The 19,598-nt window shown below is 57.8% G+C and carries 19 protein-coding genes; 15 read left to right on the plus strand and 4 right to left on the minus strand.

Features of this window, described 5'->3' with window-relative positions:
- The first annotated feature begins 202 nt into the window (after window positions 1-202).
- From ACIQT8_RS11495 to ACIQT8_RS11535, 9 genes are all read left to right on the plus strand, one after another.
- Window positions 203-1,129, plus strand: a complete 927-nt coding sequence (locus tag ACIQT8_RS11495) for a D-alanine--D-alanine ligase (protein ID WP_138790982.1) — start codon at window positions 203-205, stop codon at window positions 1,127-1,129.
- A complete protein-coding gene (locus tag ACIQT8_RS11500; RefSeq protein ID WP_178340848.1) occupies window positions 1,117-2,049 on the plus strand; it encodes a cell division protein FtsQ/DivIB in 933 nt (310 codons plus the stop codon). Before ACIQT8_RS11495 ends, ACIQT8_RS11500 begins: the two co-directional genes overlap by 13 nt.
- Entirely contained in the window at window positions 2,046-3,377 is a 1,332-nt protein-coding gene (ftsA, locus tag ACIQT8_RS11505; RefSeq protein ID WP_138790980.1) for a cell division protein FtsA, read from the plus strand. Before ACIQT8_RS11500 ends, ftsA begins: the two co-directional genes overlap by 4 nt.
- Before the next feature lie 91 nt (window positions 3,378-3,468).
- Window positions 3,469-5,217 (plus strand): cell division protein FtsZ, encoded by a 1,749-nt coding sequence (gene ftsZ, locus ACIQT8_RS11510; RefSeq protein WP_400965190.1) that lies wholly within the window; start codon window positions 3,469-3,471, stop codon window positions 5,215-5,217.
- A 267-nt stretch (window positions 5,218-5,484) separates the two neighbouring features.
- On the plus strand, window positions 5,485-6,444 hold the full coding sequence (gene lpxC, locus ACIQT8_RS11515; protein ID WP_138790978.1) for a UDP-3-O-acyl-N-acetylglucosamine deacetylase: 960 nt from the start codon (window positions 5,485-5,487) through the stop codon (window positions 6,442-6,444).
- Window positions 6,445-6,764: 320 nt separating this feature from the next.
- On the plus strand, window positions 6,765-7,631 hold the full coding sequence (locus ACIQT8_RS11520) for an outer membrane protein assembly factor BamD (RefSeq protein WP_138790977.1): 867 nt from the start codon (window positions 6,765-6,767) through the stop codon (window positions 7,629-7,631).
- 15 nt (window positions 7,632-7,646) lie between these two features.
- Window positions 7,647-9,320 (plus strand): DNA repair protein RecN, encoded by a 1,674-nt coding sequence (recN, locus tag ACIQT8_RS11525; RefSeq protein WP_262523026.1) that lies wholly within the window; start codon window positions 7,647-7,649, stop codon window positions 9,318-9,320.
- Window positions 9,321-9,406: 86 nt separating this feature from the next.
- Window positions 9,407-11,581, plus strand: coding sequence for an NAD-dependent DNA ligase LigA (ligA, locus tag ACIQT8_RS11530; protein WP_400965195.1), 2,175 nt, complete (start codon window positions 9,407-9,409; stop codon window positions 11,579-11,581).
- Window positions 11,582-11,587: 6 nt separating this feature from the next.
- Complete coding sequence (locus ACIQT8_RS11535) at window positions 11,588-12,490, plus strand: aminoglycoside phosphotransferase family protein (RefSeq protein ID WP_400965198.1); 903 nt, start codon at window positions 11,588-11,590, stop codon at window positions 12,488-12,490.
- Window positions 12,491-12,496: 6 nt separating this feature from the next.
- Here ACIQT8_RS11535 and ACIQT8_RS11540 read toward each other — a convergent pair whose 3' ends face one another.
- On the minus strand, window positions 12,497-13,030 hold the full coding sequence (locus ACIQT8_RS11540; protein ID WP_400965201.1) for a GNAT family N-acetyltransferase: 534 nt from the start codon (window positions 13,028-13,030) through the stop codon (window positions 12,497-12,499).
- Between the two features lie 215 nt (window positions 13,031-13,245).
- A complete protein-coding gene (locus ACIQT8_RS11545) occupies window positions 13,246-14,160 on the minus strand; it encodes a DMT family transporter (protein WP_400965204.1) in 915 nt (304 codons plus the stop codon).
- A gap of 191 nt (window positions 14,161-14,351) precedes the next feature.
- Here ACIQT8_RS11545 and gcvA point away from each other — a divergent pair, with 191 nt between their 5' ends.
- Genes gcvA through ACIQT8_RS11560 form a run of 3 tightly spaced genes read left to right on the plus strand, consistent with a single transcriptional unit; the run spans window position 14,352 to window position 16,448 of the window.
- Complete coding sequence (gene gcvA, locus ACIQT8_RS11550) at window positions 14,352-15,254, plus strand: transcriptional regulator GcvA (protein ID WP_138790972.1); 903 nt, start codon at window positions 14,352-14,354, stop codon at window positions 15,252-15,254.
- A gap of 46 nt (window positions 15,255-15,300) precedes the next feature.
- The gene (locus ACIQT8_RS11555) at window positions 15,301-15,909 is read left to right on the plus strand and encodes a 3'-5' exonuclease (RefSeq protein ID WP_400965208.1); all 609 of its coding nucleotides are present in this window, start codon (window positions 15,301-15,303) and stop codon (window positions 15,907-15,909) included.
- A gap of 47 nt (window positions 15,910-15,956) precedes the next feature.
- Complete coding sequence (locus ACIQT8_RS11560) at window positions 15,957-16,448, plus strand: CreA family protein (RefSeq protein ID WP_400965212.1); 492 nt, start codon at window positions 15,957-15,959, stop codon at window positions 16,446-16,448.
- A 42-nt stretch (window positions 16,449-16,490) separates the two neighbouring features.
- On the opposite strand, the gene ACIQT8_RS11565 is transcribed toward ACIQT8_RS11560, so the two are convergent.
- Window positions 16,491-16,958, minus strand: coding sequence for a chemotaxis protein CheW (locus ACIQT8_RS11565; RefSeq protein ID WP_003522339.1), 468 nt, complete (start codon window positions 16,956-16,958; stop codon window positions 16,491-16,493).
- 228 nt (window positions 16,959-17,186) lie between these two features.
- On the opposite strand from ACIQT8_RS11565, the gene ACIQT8_RS11570 reads away from it, so the two are divergent.
- The 3 genes from ACIQT8_RS11570 (at window position 17,187) to ACIQT8_RS11580 (ending at window position 19,080) form a co-directional block, all read left to right on the plus strand.
- A complete protein-coding gene (locus ACIQT8_RS11570; protein WP_178340846.1) occupies window positions 17,187-17,345 on the plus strand; it encodes a hypothetical protein in 159 nt (52 codons plus the stop codon).
- A gap of 137 nt (window positions 17,346-17,482) precedes the next feature.
- Window positions 17,483-18,082, plus strand: a complete 600-nt coding sequence (locus ACIQT8_RS11575; protein WP_400965216.1) for an SCO family protein — start codon at window positions 17,483-17,485, stop codon at window positions 18,080-18,082.
- A gap of 119 nt (window positions 18,083-18,201) precedes the next feature.
- A complete protein-coding gene (locus ACIQT8_RS11580) occupies window positions 18,202-19,080 on the plus strand; it encodes a 50S ribosomal protein L11 methyltransferase (RefSeq protein ID WP_400965219.1) in 879 nt (292 codons plus the stop codon).
- A gap of 153 nt (window positions 19,081-19,233) precedes the next feature.
- Here ACIQT8_RS11580 and ACIQT8_RS11585 read toward each other — a convergent pair whose 3' ends face one another.
- Entirely contained in the window at window positions 19,234-19,407 is a 174-nt protein-coding gene (locus ACIQT8_RS11585; RefSeq protein ID WP_178340845.1) for a hypothetical protein, read from the minus strand.
- Window positions 19,408-19,598: the final 191 nt, after the last annotated feature.

The raw sequence follows: 19,598 nt of genomic DNA on the forward strand, positions 1-19,598 counted from the left end.
TTGCAATCGTCGCAACTCTCTGATTCCAAGGAGGGAATCCGGGTAGGTGCTGATTCTTTAACGAAAGTCGGTCTGCCGATCAGGGCGGTTAACGAAAGTAAACGGTTCATTAACCTTAATAGCGTTTAACTGATCATGAGGATCGTGTCCCGGAATCACCGGGCGGCGGTTCGAAAGCGGAGAGTTGGTGTCAGAGGGTTTCATGAGCGGCAAGCACGTAGCTGTTCTTATGGGTGGTATTTCTTCCGAACGGCCGGTCAGCCTGTCGTCGGGGGAGGCTTGCGCGCTTGCACTGGAAGGCGAGGGATACAAGGTCACGCGCGTTGATGTCGGTCGCGACATCGCGGCGGTGCTGGACGCGCTGCGCCCGGACGTTGCTTTTAACGCGTTGCATGGACCCTTCGGTGAAGACGGAACCATTCAGGGCGTTCTTGAATATCTCGCCATTCCCTACACGCACTCAGGCGTGCTGGCGTCCGCCCTTGCCATGGACAAGGCGCAGGCCAAGAAGGTTGCTGCCGCAGCCGGTATTCCGGTTGCCCAGGAGCGTGTGATGAACCGCTTCGATTTCACCAGCGAGCATCCCTTGCCGCCGCCATACGTGGTCAAGCCGGTCCGTGAGGGCTCCAGCTTCGGCGTCGTCATCGTCAAGGAAGACCAGTCGCACCCCCCACAGGTTCTGACATCGTCGGAATGGCGTTATGGCGATCAGGTGATGGTCGAGCGTTATGTCCACGGTCGCGAACTGACCTGTGGTGTCATGGATGGTGAGGCGCTCGGTGTCACCGAAGTGGTGCCGCTTGGTCACAATTTCTATGATTACGATGCAAAATACGCTGCCGGTGGCTCAAAGCATGTCATCCCGGCAGAAATTTCACCGAAAATTTACCAAAAAATTCAAACATTGGCGGTCATGGCACACCAGGCGATCGGGTGCCGTGGCGTTAGCCGTTCTGACTTCCGTTACGACGATCGCTTTTCGGAAGATGGCGAAGTTATCTGGCTCGAGGTGAATACCCAGCCTGGCATGACGCCGACCTCCCTGGTGCCTGAGATGGCGGCCCACGCGGGCCGTTCCTTTGGTGAACTTGTCCGTTGGATGGTGGAGGACGCTTCGTGTTTGCGGTGACCGGTAAAAAGTCGACGGCAAGAAAGCGCGAGCAGGTTATGGCGCCGGCGAATGCCGACGATCGCATGGTTCTGCCGCGTCCGCTGCGTCGCATCGTGCGCTTCTGCGTCAGCCTCGCTTCTGGACGTATTCATATTCCGGCCCATACCGGCACGGTTTCCGCGATTGCCTTTTATGCCGCGACGGGTCTCTACGGCATGTCGCTTGGCGGGCACACGAATATCGTGACCCAGGCGACCACCTCGGCGGCAGGTTTCGCGGTTGAGGACGTGAAGGTTTCCGGCAACCTGCAGACCTCCGAGATCGATATCTTCCAGTTGCTTGGTCTCGATGGCAGCACGTCGCTGATCGCGCTCGATATCGATGCTGCGCGCCGCAAGCTGGCGCAATTGCCCTGGGTCGAGGACGTAGACGTCCGCAAGGTTTACCCGAAGACCATCGAGGTTCGCCTGAAGGAGCGCCAGGCCTTTGGCATCTGGCAGCACGGCTCGGAACTGTCGCTGATCGAAAAAAGCGGCAGCGTGATCGCGCCGCTGCGTGACAACAAATTCGCCTCTCTGCCGCTGTTCGTCGGGCGCGATGCGGAAACGGGTGCTGCCGGTTTCGTCGACAAGCTCGCCGACTGGCCTGAAATTCGCAACCGCGTACGCGCCTATGTGCGGATTGCCGGTCGTCGTTGGGATCTGCATCTCGACAACGGCATCGTTATCAAGCTGCCGGAAGAAAACGTGCCAAAGGCGCTGCAACTTCTGGCGCGGCTCGATCTGGAAGAAAAGGTTCTGTCTCGCGATGTCGCCGCTGTCGACCTGCGCCTGCCGGACCGTACGACCGTTCAACTGACCGAAGGTGCTGCCGAACGCCGTCAGGCGGCGGTAGAGGCGCGGACGAAAGCTCTCAAGAAAGCGGAGAAGAACACATGAGCTTTTTCGGTTCTTCCCATTTCGGCCTGCCTCGCCTGAAGCCACTTTCCTCCAAGCGCAGCCACATCGTTTCGGTGCTCGATATTGGTTCTACCAAGGTCGTGTGCATGATCGGCCGGCTGACGCCGCGCCAGGAAAGCGAAATCCTTCCCGGTCGTACGCACAAGGTCGAGATTATCGGTATCGGTCATCAGCGTTCGCGCGGTGTGAAATCCGGCGTCATCGCCGATCTCGATGCGCTGGAAGGTGTTATTCGTCTTGCTGTCGATGCGGCGGAACGCATGGCAGGTCTGACCGTCGATAGCCTGATCGTCAACGTTTCTGCAGGGCGTCTGGCCAGCGATATCTACACCGCGAGCATCGATCTCGGCGGACAGGAAGTCGAAGCAAGCGACTTGCGCAAGGTGCTCGTGGCCGCAAGCCAGCAGTCCATGCGTCAGGATCGTGCGATCCTGCACTCCCTGCCCACGGGTTATTCGCTGGACGGCGAGCGTGGCATTCGCGACCCCTTGTCGATGTACGGCGATCTGCTCGGTGTCGATATGCATGTTGTCACTGTCGAGCGCACAGCACTCAAGAACCTCGAACTCTGCGTCAACCGCGCGCATCTGTCGGTGGAAGGCATCGTCGCGACGCCTTACGCCAGCGGCCTGGCCGCGCTGGTTGACGATGAAGTCGAGCTCGGCTGTGCGGCGATCGACATGGGCGGTGGCACCACGACGATCTCGGTTTTTGCCGAAGGTCGCCTCATTCATACCGACGCCATCGGGCTCGGCGGTCATCACGTTACGACAGATCTTGCACGAGGCCTCTCGACACGAATCGAAGATGCGGAGAGACTGAAGGTGGTGCATGGTTCGGCATTGCTGAATGGCGCGGATGAGCGCGACATGATTTCGATCCCGCCAATTGGCGAAGATGATCGCGATCAACCATCGCAAGTTTCAAGAGCACTTGTAACCCGCATTGTGCGGGCGCGTATCGAAGAGACGCTGGAATTGATCCGTGATCGTATCCAGAAGTCCGGTTTCAGTCCCATCGTTGGCAAGCGCGTCGTTCTGACGGGCGGTGCGAGCCAGTTGACGGGATTGCCGGAAACGGCGCGGCGTATCCTCGCCCGCAACGTTCGCATCGGTCGCCCTATGGGCGTTGCCGGTCTTCCGGTCGCGGCAAAGGGCCCAGCATTTTCTACAGCTTGCGGATTGATGATTTATCCGCAGGTCGCGGATATCGAAATTCATGCAGCACAAGGCGGAATGTTCTCGCCGTTTGGCGGCGGTAGCGGCCGGATAGCCCGGGTTGGGCAATGGTTGAAAGAGAGTTTTTGAGTAGCCTCGAGGCAATGCCGGAGGTTTTCGAGTTGAGTTTTCAAGAATCGGCCAGCGGGGCGATGCGGCCAGAGAAAAAAGGAATGGTAAAATGACGATACAGCTGCAAAAGCCGGATATCACCGAGCTGAAGCCACGCATCACCGTTTTCGGTGTCGGTGGTGGTGGCGGTAACGCTGTCAACAACATGATCACGGCCGGTCTTCAGGGCGTCGATTTCGTCGTTGCCAATACAGACGCGCAGGCCCTGACCATGACCAAGGCAGACCGGGTCATTCAGCTCGGCGTCAATGTCACGGAAGGTCTCGGCGCCGGTTCCCAGCCGGAAGTTGGTCGCGCCGCTGCGGAAGAGTGCATCGATGAGATCATCGATCACCTGAACGGCACGCACATGTGCTTCGTCACTGCCGGTATGGGTGGTGGCACCGGCACGGGTGCTGCTCCGGTTGTCGCGCAGGCCGCACGCAACAAGGGCATCCTGACCGTTGGCGTCGTGACCAAGCCTTTCCACTTTGAAGGCGGTCGCCGTATGCGTCTTGCCGAGCAGGGTATCGAGGAACTGCAGAAGTCCGTCGACACGCTGATCGTCATTCCAAACCAGAACCTCTTCCGTATTGCCAATGACAAGACGACTTTCGCTGACGCCTTCGCCATGGCCGACCAGGTTCTCTACTCCGGCGTTGCCTGCATCACCGATCTGATGGTGAAGGAAGGTCTCATCAACCTCGACTTCGCTGACGTTCGCTCGGTCATGCGCGAAATGGGCCGTGCAATGATGGGTACCGGTGAAGCTTCCGGTCCGGGCCGTGCAATGCAGGCTGCAGAAGCGGCAATTGCAAACCCGCTGCTCGACGAAACCTCGATGAAGGGCGCACAGGGCCTGTTGATCTCCATCACCGGTGGTCGCGACCTTACCCTGTTCGAAGTCGACGAAGCTGCGACCCGCATCCGCGAGGAAGTCGATCCGGACGCCAACATCATTCTCGGCGCGACCTTCGACGAAGCTCTGGAAGGCCTCATCCGCGTGTCCGTCGTTGCGACCGGTATCGACCGCGTTCCTGGCCAGATGGAGCAGAACGTAGCCGACATGCGTGCAGCAGCCGCTGCGAAGCCCCTTATCCGTCCTTCGGCGGCCGTTGCTCCGGCTCCGGCCGCAGTTCAGCCTGCCGCAGTCTCGCAGGCACCGAAGGCCGTAGACCCGATCGCACAGACCATCCGTTCGGCAGAAGCTGAAATGGAACGTGAACTCGGTTTTGCAACGCAGCAGCCTGCTCAGGACTTCCGTCCGCAGAGCAAGCTTTTCGCATCCGCTCCGGCTGAAGCTCCGGCAGCCCTGCGTCCGGCCGCTCCGGTACAGCAGGCCGCACCGGCGCCTGTCGCTCCGGCACCTGTCTATCATGCGCCTGAGCAGGTCGCCGCACCGGCACCACGCATGCAGCAGCCGCAAGCTCCGGTCTACCAGGAGCCTGCTCCGGTTGCCCGTCAGCCTGAGCCTGTCCGTATGCCGAAGGTCGAGGACTTTCCTCCGGTCGTAAAGGCAGAGATGGATCACCGTGCGCACGCCGCTCCTGCTGCACAGGAAGAGCGTGGCCCGATGGGTCTTCTGAAGCGCATCACCAACTCGCTTGGCCGCCGCGAAGAAGAAGAAGTTCCGTCCGACATGATGGATGCTCCGAGCATGGCTCCGCAGCCGCGCCGCCAGCTTTCCCCGGAAGCAAGCCTCTACGCACCGCGTCGTGGCCAGCTTGACGATCACGGCCGTGCAACGCCTGCTTCGTCCAGCCACCACGAAGACGATCAGCTCGAAATCCCGGCGTTCCTGCGCCGCCAGTCGAACTGAGCCAACGATTCTATCGCAGTCAGAAAAGCCCGGATCGCAAGGTCCGGGCTTTTTGTTTTGGTGACGCTTTTAACGGTAAATTAATTCATTTTTTCAATGATTTAGTCTTGTAACAATCCGAAACGAACAGTGATTTGTTCTTAGACCTACATGTGCGTATGTATGAACCTGGGTAAAGGATTTTACTGATGCTTCCGGTCGTGAATGACCGGCGAAAACAGGAGCGGCGCTGCCATCGGCGCGGTTCATAAAACAAGGCACATACGCATGACTATCGGACTGCTCGGATTTCAGACAACCATCGCAAATGCTGTTCAGCTTAAAGGCATTGGCGTGCATTCCGGCAATCCGGTTTCGATGACCTTCCAGCCGGCAGAAGCCGGAACGGGCATCGTGTTTCACCGCCTCCATGAGAATGGCAGTGTAACGGAGTTGAAGGCGGTTTCTTCCAATGTCGGCAATACCGACCTGTGCACCGTGCTTGGTCGTTCGCTATCCCAGTCAGTGGCGACGATCGAGCACGTCATGGCGGCTATCTATGCCATGGGCATCGACAATCTCGTTGTCGAGGTTGATGGTCCGGAAGTTCCGATCATGGATGGCAGCTCTGCGCCCTTCATTGAAGCGATTGAAGCGGTTGGCGTCAAGAATCTCGGTGTGAAGCGCCGTTACATTCGTGTGACGAAGCCTGTCCGTATCGATGCCGGTGCATCCTGGGCTGAGTTCCGTCCGTATGACGGCACGCGATTCGAGGTGGACATCGATTTCGATACGCCGCTGATTGGCAAGCAGTCCTGGAAGGGTGACCTGACGGCTGAAAGCTTCAAGAATGAATTGTCCCGTGCACGGACCTTTGGTTTCATGCGTGACGTCGAGCGGCTCTGGGCTGCCGGTTATGCGCTTGGTTCCTCGCTTGAGAATTCGGTCGTCATCTCCGACGACAACACGGTCATCAACATGGAAGGCCTGCGTTACGCGAAGGACGAGTTCGTCCGCCACAAGACGCTGGATGCCGTTGGCGATCTGGCGCTCGCCGGCGCACAGTTCATCGGCTGCTACCGCTCCTACCGCGGTGGCCACAAGGTCAATGCCAACGCATTGAAGGCTCTTTTGAGTGATCGCTCTGCCTATGAAATTGTCGAGGCACCTGCCGCGCGCAGCCAGATGGTTCGCGCTCGCGAGTTCGTTGCTGTCAACATGCCGGAATTCGCACCCTGGTCTGCATAAACCAGTTTGCAGCATCAATTGACGGAAAAGCCGCTCCAGAAACTGGGGCGGCTTTTTTCTTTGCCGGACCTGTAACTCGCTGCAGTAACGGCGATATTCGTATTTGCCGTCGAAAAGTCGGATTCGATTTTCACAACACAGGTCGTATCGATTGCGGGATTTACGGCATCCTTTGTGCGTTCAAATGGTTGCAGGGCGCTCCAATGCCATAAAAATGCGTTAATGCGTCATCATTGCGTTGCCCTGCGGATGCTTTTATGGCTAGAACGCCAATACAAAGCCGATGCTTATGTATTTGCGCGGGAAGTGGGAACTGTCGAATGAAGCATGTAGGGTCTGGTGCAATGAAGAGTACGATGCGCGGAATCGCGGTGTCGTTGATGTTGGTCGGCGCCAGCGTGGCGGTTACGGCCTGCCAGTCCGATCCGGATATCGACATCACCAAACTCGGCATGGAAACCGATCCGCCGGATGTTCTGTACAAGCAGGGTCTTGCCAACATGAACGCCGGTAACATGACCGAAGCCTCTCGCAAGTTCGAGGCGATCGACAAGCAATATCCGTTCACGGAATGGGGCCAGAAGGCGCTTGTCATGCAGACGTTCATTGCCACGCGTCAGAGCAAGAACGACGTGGCGATTGCTGCCGGTAGCCGTTTCCTGCGCCAGTATCCGCGTTCCAAGGATGCGGCTTACGTTCAGTACATGATCGGTCTTGCCTATTCGAAGCAGATTTCCGACGTCACGCAGGACCAGCGCGCTGCCCAGCGCACTGTCGAGGCGATGAGCAAGGTGGTGAACGACTATCCCGATTCGGAATATGTCGCTGACGCCCAGGCAAAGATCCGTTTCGCACGCGACCAGCTTGCAGGCCGCGAAATGCAGGTCGGCCGTTATTATCTGGAACGCAAGGAATATCTGGCGGCGATTTCGCGCTTCCGCATTGTTGTGGAGCAGTACCAGAACACCAACCAGATCGAAGAAGCTCTGGCGCGTCTGACGGAAGCCTATTTTGCGATGGGTCTGGTCGACGAGGCACAGACGGCTGCAGCCGTTCTCGGCAACAATTATCCGGACAGCCAGTGGTATGCTGATTCCTTCAAGCTGCTGAAAAACGGCGGGGTTGAGCCGCGTGAAAACAAGGGCTCCTGGATTTCGCGTGCCGGCAAGAAACTGATTGGCGCTTGAGATAGGGCATAGGCCATGCTGGTCCAGCTCTCGATTCGCGATATCGTTCTGATTGAAAGGCTCGACCTCGGTTTTGAGGCGGGCCTTTCCGTGTTGACGGGGGAAACCGGCGCCGGAAAGTCGATTCTTCTCGACAGTCTGTCTCTGGCCCTTGGGGGTCGTGGTGATGGCGGACTGGTTCGCCATGGCGAAGAAAAGGGCCAGGTCACGGCGAGCTTCGAAGTGCCACAGAACCATCCCGCCCGCGCGCTGCTGCGGGAAAATGGCCTGGATGACGATGGCGACCTGATTTTCCGTCGGGTGCAATCCTCTGACGGACGTACCAAGGCTTACGTCAATGATCAGGCCGTGAGCGTGCAGATGATGCGCCAGCTCGGCCAGACACTCGTTGAGATTCATGGACAGCATGATGATCGCGCGCTCGTCGATACCGACGCTCATCGCGCCCTTCTGGACGCCTTTGCGATGCTGGGAGATGAGGTGCGGACTGTTCAGGGCCTCTACCGAACCTGGAAGGACGCTGATCGCTCACTGAAGACCCACCGTGCAAAGGTGGAGGCTGCAGCCCGCGAAGCGGACTATCTGCGAGCCTCCGTTGAAGAGCTCGAGGGCCTGTCGCCGCGTGATGGCGAAGAGGACGAACTGGCTGAACGCCGTGCCGTGATGCAGAAATCGGAGCGCATTGCCGGAGATATTGCCGAGGCAAGCGAGTTCCTGAACGGCAATGCCTCGCCTGTTCCGATGATCGCTTCGATGATGCGGCGGCTGGAGCGCAAGAGCCATGAGGCTCCAGGTTTGCTTGAAGAAACCGTGCAATTGATGGACGCGGCGCTCGACAGCCTCTCCAACGCACAGATGGAAGTGGAAGCAGCGCTCCGGCGTACAGAGTTCGACCCACGCGAGTTGGAGCGTGTCGAAGAACGCCTGTTTGCGCTGCGTGCCGCAGGCCGCAAGTACAATGTCGCGGTAGCAGACTTGCCGGCGCTCGCCGAACGCATGGTTGCTGACCTTGCCGATCTTGATGCTGGTGAAGAACAGCTTGGCAAGCTGGAGGCCAATCTCGGTGTTGTGAAGGCCGCGTTCGATAATGCCGCCACGGCTTTGTCGGAGAAGCGACACAAGGCCGCCGGTTCGCTGTCTGATGCCGTTATGGCGGAATTGCCTGCGCTGAAGCTCGAACGGGCACGTTTCTCCGTCGAGGTTGCTTCCGATGCGCAGCAGGCGACGGCTGACGGCATCGATACCGTGGAATTCCAGGTTCAGACCAATCCTGGCACGCGTCCCGGGCCCATCATGAAGGTGGCTTCCGGTGGTGAATTGTCCCGCTTCCTCCTGGCGTTGAAGGTGGCGCTTGCCGATCGCGGCTCGGCGCCAACGCTTGTCTTCGACGAAATCGATACCGGCGTGGGTGGTGCTGTGGCTGATGCGATTGGCCAACGGCTTCGTCGCTTGTCGAAAACCGTGCAGGTGCTGTCGGTTACCCATGCGCCGCAGGTTGCTGCGCGTGCCGTCACCCACCTTTTGATCTCCAAGGGGCCGTCCGGCGACGGCAGCGAGCGCATTGCCACCCGGGTTGCCACCATGCAGCCGGAGCACCGTACGGAAGAAATTGCCCGCATGTTGGCCGGTGCCTCGGTGACAGACGAGGCGAGGGCGGCGGCGGCACGCCTTCTGGCTGCAAAGGACTAATTCGCCGCTGTGGGCGGCGAGGCAAAACTGTTTTGCTTGTATTCTGTTTCGGCTAAAAGCGTTCGGTAATTCACAACGAGGCCGCCATGTCGAACGACCACATTCCAGTCGAAAAACTGACCGAGCTTGAAGCGTCTTCCGAGCTCGCGTTTCTGGCGGCCGAACTTTCGCGGCACGATGCGCTCTATCACGGTAAGGATGCGCCGGAGATTTCCGATGCGGACTATGATGCGCTGAAACGCCGGAACGATGCGATCGAGACGGCGTTCCCTGATCTGGTTCGCGCTGACAGCCCGTCAAAGAAAGTTGGCTTCACGCCACTTCCAACCTTTGCGCCGATCGTGCATGCGCGCCCCATGCTGTCGCTGGACAACACGTTTTCGGACGAGGACGTGCAGGACTTCGTAGCCTCGGTCTATCGCTTCCTCGGCCAGCTCCCCGACAATTCCATCGCCTTTACCGCCGAACCCAAGATCGACGGACTTTCCATGTCGATCCGCTACGAGAACGGCAAGCTGAAGACTGCGGCGACGCGCGGCGACGGCACCACGGGTGAGAATGTTACCGCCAATATCCTGACCATCAAGGAAATTCCCAATACTCTCCCTGCCGGTGCGCCGGATGTGGTGGAAGTGCGTGGCGAAGTCTACATGGCAAAGAGCGACTTTCTTGCGCTCAATGCCCAGATGGAGGCCGAGGGCAAGCAGACCTACGTCAATCCGCGCAATACGGCGTCCGGTTCGTTACGGCAACTCGATGCCAACGTGACGGCAAAACGCAAGCTGCGGTTTTTTGCCTATGCACTTGGCGAGGTTTCGAATGGCGGCCAGCCGACGCGCCTGGCCGATACGCAGTTCGGCATCGTGGAGACGTTCAAAGCCTGGGGTTTCCCGGTCAACCCGTTCATGAAACGATTCACGTCTGCCGAGCAATTGCTTGAGCATTATCGGGAAATCGGCATCGCGCGTCCTGACCTCGATTACGATATCGATGGCGTTGTTTACAAGGTGGATCGGCTTGATCTGCAGGAGCGGCTTGGTTTCCGTTCGCGCAGCCCACGCTGGGCGACGGCGCATAAATTCCCGGCCGAACAGGCCTTCACCACGGTCGAGAATATTGAAATCCAGGTCGGCCGCACTGGCGCGCTTACACCAGTCGCGCGTTTGACGCCCGTGACGGTTGGCGGTGTCGTGGTGACGAACGCGACCTTGCACAATGCCGACTACATCAATGGCATTGGCAACAATGGTGAGCGCATTCGACCGGAGGACCATGATATCCGCATTGGCGACACGGTCATCGTTCAGCGCGCAGGAGACGTGATCCCGCAGGTTCTTGATGTCCTGCTGGAGAAGCGTGAAGCCGGTTCGACCCCTTATGCGTTTCCGGAGAAATGCCCCGTTTGCGGCAGCCACGCCGTGCGCGAACGCAATGAAAAGACCGGCAAGCTCGATTCGGTGACCCGCTGCACCGGCGGTTTTGTCTGCCGTGCGCAAGCGGTGGAGCACCTGAAACATTTCGTGTCTCGCAATGCCTTCGATATTGAAGGGCTTGGCACCAAGCAGATCGATTTCTTTTTCGAAAGCGAAGATCCCACCCTGTCAATCAAGACAGCGCCGGATATCTTCACGCTCAAGTCGCGGCAGGACGCGTCACATCTGACCAAGCTTGAGAATATCGATGGCTTTGGCAAGGTCAGCGTCAAGAAGCTCTTCGATGCAATTGACGCACGCCGTGAAATTGATCTGCACAGGCTGATCTTTGCGCTTGGTATCCGTCATGTCGGTGAGACGACGGCCAAGCTTCTGGCACGCTCTTATGCGACCTATGCCCACTTCGAGGAGAGCATGAAGGCAGCAGCCGATCTTTCCGGTGATGCCTGGGTGGAGCTCAACAGTATCGACGGTATCGGTGAGGTCGTGGCGCGCGCTATTGTGGAGTTCTACAAGGAGCCGCGCAATATCGACGTGATCGATCGTCTGATTCGGGAACTGCAGCCCAAGGAAGCCGAAAAGCCTTCCACTGATGGTAGCCCGGTTGCCGGTAAAACGGTGGTGTTTACCGGGTCGCTGGAGAAGTTCACACGCGATGAAGCCAAGGCACGTGCGGAAAGTCTGGGCGCCAAGGTTGCCGGTTCAGTGTCGAAGAAGACCGATATTCTGGTCGCAGGGCCGGGGGCAGGCTCCAAGCTCGCCAAAGCCGTCGAGCTTGGCGTTCAGACGATGGACGAAGACGAGTGGCTGGCTCTGATCGGGGGGTAAACACCGATGGATGACCGCCTTTGGGTTTCCTCGGAGCAGGTCGTTGCCCTTGTCGCAGACCAGTTTCCCCAATGGGCGGATATGCCTGTTCGTCCGGTCGATCATGGCGGCTGGGACAATCGCAGCTTCCGGCTTGGGGAAACGATGCTGGTGCGGATGCCGAGTGCTGCGCGTTACGTTCCTCAGATCGAAAAAGAGCATGTCTGGTTGCCGAAACTGGCGAGCGCTTTGCCGGTTCCCATTCCAGTGCCACTGGTGCGCGGTGAGCCTGGGGAGGGATATCCGTATCCCTGGTCGATCTACGCGTGGCTTGAAGGCGAGCCGCTTGTCCAATGTCTAGGCCGCATCGATCTGTCGGTGCTCGCCGAAGACGTCGCGAGCTTCCTGATCGCCTTGCATGCCATTGACGCTTCCAAAGGACCACCTGCCGGGGATCACAATTTTCATCGGGGCGGTTCGCTCAGCGTCTACGATGATGAGGCGCGACTGGCAATGTTGGCGGTCGAGGATGAGGTTGATCCGACGCTGGCGCGCGAGGTTTGGGAGCTTGCGCTTTCCAGTCATTGGCAGGAAAAGCCGGTCTGGGTCCATGGCGATATCGCCGAGGGCAATTTGCTGGTCAGCAACGATCGCCTGGCGGCTGTGATCGACTTTGGCAGTTCCGGCGTTGGCGATCCGTCGTCCGATCTCATTTTGGCGTGGAACGTGCTCGATCATGAGAGCCGCGCAGTATTCCGTACGGCGCTGGGTCTCAGCGAAGCGGTATGGCAGCGCGGACGCGGATGGGCGCTGTGGAAGGCGCTGATTACGCTTGCAGCCCATCGCGACAGGAATGGGGCGCTTGCCGAATGGTCGCGGCGAACCATCCGGCACGTGTTTGAGGATCACCTGGTGCAGCGTTACTCTTGAGCGTTGCTATCGCAGCCGTGCCATGAGGTAGGAGTCGGCATAGGTGCCGTTGCGAAACGCATAGTTCCTCAATGTGCCTTCGATCTCGAACCCGAATTTTTCATAGAGGTGCACGGCGGCTGTGTTGTCCGTAAAAACGGTGAGGTCAATCCGATGGATGTCGTGCCAGTTTTCTGCCGCCTCGATCAGCGCGGCCAGAAGTCTGGAGCCGATCCCTTTGCCGACGAAATCGTCATGGATGCCAATCCCCAGTGTCGCGACATGCTTCTGCCTGCCGGATTTCGCATGCAGCCCTGCATTTCCCAGGATACGGCCGCGCCACTCCGCCGCGACGACGATATCCGAGCGCAAAAGTCCCTCGATGTATTGACGTGTGCATGCCACGCTCTGAAAGGGCTGGCGCAACGTGCCGAGGCGGACGCCCGGCAGGTTGAGGACATCGGTCAGACCTTCTGCGTCGTCTGGTCTGATCCCACGAACGATCAGGTCGTCGATCCTGAAGTCTGAAGAGGGTGGAGTATCATCTTGTGGCTGTGGCATCGCTGTTCTCCTTGATTGGGCCGGAGAGCAGGTATCCAATTGCCCTGCTCTGGCGGCAGGGCTGGATGGACAAAGATCGCTGGTCTACTGCGCCAATGCTCCATCGCCCGCCGGTTTACCGGAGGTGATGATGTTAAGCATCGTATTTTTGGACTGTGCGATCATGTTCGGGAGGATGCTGATGCCATGTGCTGCTGTCAACGCCCGTTGTCGTTTTACGCGAGTTTGAACCGTCTCAGCAGCCTTCCGTCGATCGCGGCAAGCCCGGCGGCGATCATTGCCATGCCGGCGAAATGTTTGGGTTCCAGACGTTCGCCAAGGAACATTGAGCCGAGCAGGATGGCGCTGACGGGAATAAGGAAGGTAACGAGGGCAAGGTTGGTCGCTCCCGCCGTTGCCAGAATACGGAAGAAGATCAGGTAAGCGAGCGCAGTTGACAGCAGCGCAATTCCGACCAGCGCTCCCCAGGTTTCCAGGCCAGGCATCGTCAGTGTCCACGGTTTGTCGATCAAAAGCGCAAGCGGGATGAGCATGAGCGTAGACGAGGATATCTGGCCTGTTGCCGTCATCAGCGGTGGCACACCCATGGCCTTGAAGCGGCGGCCGAAGATGCTTGCAAACGCGTAGGAAATGGCCGCGCCCAAGATGGCGATCTGTCCCCAGAACCCCGATGTCGCGCCGGCGAATGCCGTTGACCCGATCATCGTTGCGACACCCGCAAAGCCGATCAGAACGCCTGCCAGCTTGTTGCCGGTCATCTTTTCGTCGGTGGTAAGGAAATGCGCGACGATCACCGTAAATAGCGGGGTCGTGGCGTTCAGAACGGAGGCGAGGCCGCTGGCAATATGCGTCTGGCCCCAGACGATCAGGCAGAAGGGAATGATGTTGTTCAGCAAGCCCATGCCGAAAAAGGCGCGCCATACGGCTCCCTGGCGGGGTAAATGAAGGCCCATGACGCGGCAAACAATCAGCAGTGCGATTGCGGCCAGGAAAACTCGCAATGTCACAATCGTCACCGGTGGCAGTTCTTTCACTGCGATGCCGATAAAGAAGAACGATCCGCCCCAGAGCAGGGATAGTGCGACCAGCATCCCCCATTCCTTGGCGTCCATTTGTTTTGGTGTCGACATGGTCGTCTCCCTCTCCGAAAGTCGAATAGTCCCAAACTAATCGGCCAAACACCACCCGATATGAGTTGAGTTTTCCTCGACAAATTCTCTTGTCGATCTGGTTGTTCTGGCTGATTTATGCTTATTTATCTCCGATTTCTTTTGGTTTTCAAACGATTGTTTCTCGCTGGATGATTGAGGTAAACTAAACTATGGCTGCCGAACTTCCATCTTTGAAAGGCTTGCAGGCATTTGAGGCGGCAGCACGCTACCGCAGTGTAACACTCGCATCCAACGAGTTGAGCGTGACACCCGGTGCCGTAAGCCTGCAAATCCGTGAACTCGAATCCCGTCTCGGCGTGCAGCTGTTTTTCCGCCGGCCCCGTAGCATTCAGTTGACGCGTGAAGGGGAACGATATTACGGCGCGCTTCGCACGGCGTTTCGGATGATGCGCGAGGCGACGGCGGAACTGACGGCCAGGTCTGGGATCTCGGTTCTTACCTTGAGCTGCACGCCAACCTTCGCGGCGCAGTGGCTGATGCCAAGACTTCCGGCATTTCAGCAACAGAACCCGCATGTCGATGTGCGCATCAGCGTGACCAATCGTCTGGTGGATTTCTCGAAGGATGATGTCGACCTAGCCGTTCGGCACGGGTATGGCCGCTATGAGGGGCTGGAGAGCATCAGGTTCATTGATGACAGCACCTTGCCGGTCTGTTCGCCAATTCTTATCGAAAAACGTGGCCCTCTTCGGACCCCCGGCGATCTGCAATCCGTTCCGCTTCTGCACGATGAAAACCGGAACGAATGGCGGCTTTGGCTGGAAACGGCCGGGGCGATGGATGTCGATGCATCCGGCGGAACCGTGTTCATCGACAGCAACGGTGCGCTTGATGCTGCCAAAGCAGGGCATGGTGTTGCACTCACCCGGCGTTCGCTTGTGTCGCGGGAGCTCGCCGAGGGGACTTTGTTAGCGCCGTTCGAGAAGGATATCACCAGCACGCTGGCCTATTTCCTCGTTTTCCCGCAACGGGCACTGGACAATCCCGATCTCGTGAAGTTGAGAGACTGGATGCTTTCAGAGGCCGGCTCAGCCACTGACGGTTCTCTTTGAGGCGAAACCGGTTTATGCCGGGATGCTGAAAGAACGGGAATCACTCTTGAAAACCATCGCCATAGACTTCGAAACCGCCAATGAGGAGAGGGGAAGCGCCTGCTCCGTTGGATTGGCATGGATAGAACAGGGTGAGATCGTCCGGGTCGAGGAACGGCTCATCCGGCCGAAGGACATGCGGTTTTCGCCGTTCAATATTGCCGTTCACGGCATTCGTCCGGCTGATGTCGAGGATGCGCCGGAGTTCCCGGACGTCATGGAAGAGTTCATTGACGATTTTCACGACGCCACAATGATTGCCCACAACGCCGCTTTCGATTTCAGCGTCATGCGGGCTTCATTCGACAAATACCGGCAGCGTTATCCGCGCTTGTCCTATTTGTGCAGCGTCAAGATTTCCCAGCGCGTGTGGCCGCAGCTGCCCTCTCACAAACTCAACGTCATTGCCGATCATCTTCAGCTTCGTTTTGTGCATCACAATGCGGCGGAAGATGCCGTGGTTTGCGCTGCAGCCGCGATCGCTGCGACAAAGGCACTCAAGGTTGCAGATATTCGCGAGGTGCCGGACAGGATCGGCATGGTAGCCGGTCGATTGACGGCCACCGGCTACGAGCCGTGCAGCATGAAAAAACGCGTTGCTTCGCGGGTTGCCTGACCGGTCGGACTTCCTATCTTTCATCTGAGTGCAATGGAGAACATGCGATGAAGACGAAGGGTTTGCTGTCGCTTTTTGCAGGATTTCTGGCGGTGCTACCGGTGACCGTCGCGCATTCCGAAGTCGTTGGCGAGGTGGGGGTCGACTGGATCGGCAACGACATTGTCGTCGAGGCTATCGCCGATCCCAAAATCAGTGGTGTGACGTGCCACGTCACCTATTTCGAACGTGGTGTCATCGACCGGCTGAAAAATGGCAACTGGTTCGAAGATCCGTCGAACAACGCCATTTCCTGCAGCCAGACCGGCCCGGTCGAGATTGGCGACATCAATCTGTCCAAGGGCGGTGAAGAGGTTTTTCGGCAGGGCATGTCTCTGGTCTGGAAAAAACTTGTTGTCAGCCGTGTCTACGACAAGACGAATGACACCCTGATCTATCTTGTCCACGCCAGGGAACTGACAGACGGTTCTGCCAAGATGGCGATCTCCACGGTGCCGCTCTACAATCAGCCGGTCACATGGAAAAACGGCAAGCCGTGAGGCCTGCCGTTCAAATCGATCTCGATTTTTTGTTTGGTCGCGTCAGGCGGCTTCGCGCGCCAACTCATCAGCAATGACGGTGTCGAGGTTGAGGAAGCAGACCATGCTTTTTTCCAGGGCGACGATGCCGCGGCAGAAACTGCGCTGTTCTTCAGGAATGATATCTGGTGCCGGCTGCAGATCTTCCGAACGGATGGTCATCATGTCGGAGACCTGCTCTACCAGCAGGCCGACAAGCTTGCCGCCAATATCGGTGACGATGATGGCGGAACGTTCGGACGGTTCGGTCATCTTCATGCCGAGGCGGCCTGCCATGTCGATGACAGGGATGACGGCGCCACGCAGGTTGATGAGGCCCAAGACGTAGGGCGGTGTGTGCGGCATCGGCGTAACCGGCGCCCAGCCGCGGATTTCGCGGATCGCCATGATGTCGATGCAGAATTCCTGATCGCCGAGATGGAAGGAAACGATTTCGAGATACGCGCCGGATTGCTTGATGGCGTTGGACATGGCCGGAACTTTCCCCTGATGGCTCTCTGGCAGGCCTGTGTGTTATGGAGGCTCTATGCGGTAACGGGAGTTTTCCCGGAGGACATCATGTCGGTGCTTGAAAACCGCTGGCGGCGATAATGCGCTGCAAGCTTTTAAACATTCCCTAACATTTGCGCCGATGTGCCTCGAAACGGCACGTATTTTTGGGAGTTCTCGCGTGGCAGAAAGCCGGTTATAATCGTTGTCATGAACGAACTTCTTTCCAGTCCGCTTAAATTTGCGCTTGCCGGCATCGCGACCGCTGCCGGATTGGCCGTCGTGCTTCTAACGTTCGACGGATGGGTGAAGCATGGAACGGACATTTTCCTTTCCGCCGTCCAGAGCGGAATTTCCTGGTGTTTCTGAGAATTAATCGGCGTCGAACGTTTGTGACAAATCAGCGCGGTCGGCTGAAATACGTCGAGTTGATTTGCGGCCGCTGACACGGTTGATTATCCAGACGGCGAAGGTCGGCGGTATTCGCTGATGGGCAGGATCGAAACATGAGAAATATTCGCATCGCATTGTGGGCCGTTGTCGTTGTTCTTGGCGGTGTCATTGGCTGGCTGACGCTGGAAATGACCAAGTCGCGTGAGCAGATGGTGGAGGCGCCTTACGGTGTGCCCTTCGAACTGACGGCCCAGAATGGTCAGACGATTACTGAAAAGAACTTCTCCGGCAAGCCGACCGCTCTTTTCTTCGGTTTCACCCATTGCCCTGAGGTCTGCCCGACGACGCTTTTCGAGCTGAATGGCTGGATGGAGCAGGTCGACCCGGCCGGTGACAAGATGCAGGCCTATTTCATCTCCGTCGATCCCGAGCGGGATACACCTGAAATCATGCAGCAATACGTCTCGAATGTCTCAAAGCGGATTATCGGTGTCACCGGTTCGCCCGAGCGGATTGCAGAGACGCTCAAAGGCTATCGCATCTATGCCAAGAAGGTGCCGGTCGATGATAAGGACCCGGACGGTGACTACACGATGGATCATACGGCATCGGTGATCCTGCTCGATGCGAATTCACGCTTTGTGTCGACCATCGCTTATGGTGAAAACCCTGATGTTGCCGTTGAGAAGCTGAAAAATCTTCTGAAAAGCTAAGTCGCAAATACATCGCGTCGCGGACAAAACCGAGCCGAGTTTCACGCTGGGTTATTGGACTTGCGGGTTTTTTGTGGCAAAGGCAAACGCAGACCCGCAGCCAAGGAAAGCAGCCCGCCGTGAGCGAAATTCGACTTTACGTCACCACGACCGAAATCAAGGCCGGTGAAATTCTCGATCTCATGTCGGATTATTTCGGCGAAGAGGATATTGCGATCGCCACGACCGAAGTGGATGAGAAGCGCGACATCTGGGAAGCGTCGATCTATCTCATGGCTGAGGAGGAGGAGGAATATCGCGAGCGCTTCGCAGCGCTGCTCGAGCCTGCTTTCTCGGACCTCGTCATTGAACAGGAAGCTGTCCCGGATATCGACTGGATCGCGAAGTCGCTTGAAGGCCTGAAGCCCGTTCGGGCAGGGCGTTTCATCGTTCATGGCTCGCACGATCGCGACAAGGTTCGGGCCAACGATCTTGCGATCGAAATCGAGGCCGGACAGGCATTCGGTACCGGTCACCACGGCACGACGGCCGGCTGCCTGGAAATGATCGAAGATGTGCTTCGCGCCCGCACGGTTCGCAACGCGCTTGATCTCGGCACTGGTAGTGGCGTGCTGGCAATTGCCGTTCGCAAGATGCGGCCGATCCCGGTTCTTGCCACCGATATCGATCCGATTGCCGTCAAGGTCGCAAAGGAAAACGTTCGTCTGAACGGTATCGCTTCCGGTATGACTTTGGAGACCGCTCCAGGTTTCCATTCCGATGCGTTTCGTAGACACGGCCCGTTTGACCTGATCATCGCGAATATTCTGGCGCGGCCGTTGATCAAGATGGCACCACAGCTCGTTTCGCACCTGGCGCCAGGCGGTACGGTCATTCTGTCTGGAATTCTGGCGTCGCAACGCTGGAAGGTGCTTGCCGCCTATAACGGCGCGCGACTCTCGCATGTCCGCACGATCTGGCGCAATGGTTGGGTCACACTGCATCTTCGCAAGGACTGAACTCTTCTTCACCGCATAAAAAAGGCGGCGCTTTCGCGCCGCCTGTGATCAGTCTTGCTGATCTAACCCGCGAGTCGAGGAGGAGGAACTCAAGCGGGTAAACGTATTCCAGTCTCAGACGCGGTGGAGGAGGAGATCCGCGCCTGAAGGCAATCAGAATACGTAGCTGGACTTTGCCTTGCGGCGAAGTTCTGCGCGGTTCATGCCAAGCGCTTCGAGCGACTTGTCGTCGAGGTTGAGCAGGGCTGCGTCGACGTGGCGGCTTACCTGACGCTCGCGTGCTTCAATAACGCGATCGAAAGCCGTGCGGAGGAAAGACTTTGCCATTTTTCAAATCCTTGGTTGTACGGAGAAGTTTGTCTCCCCGTTCGATGATCTGAATATAAGCGATGCCATTTTGCTTGGTTAGGGGTCTGATTTCACGGTAGGTATGCGTATTTCGCATGTCTTTCGATCCAATGTATGACTAATGGAATGCGTAATGCATATTTTTTGTGCCAATTTCATTGCTTGAAACG

Origin of the sequence: Agrobacterium sp. NPDC090273 (genome assembly GCF_044772305.1) — a bacterium.
Lineage (GTDB): Bacteria > Pseudomonadota > Alphaproteobacteria > Rhizobiales > Rhizobiaceae > Agrobacterium.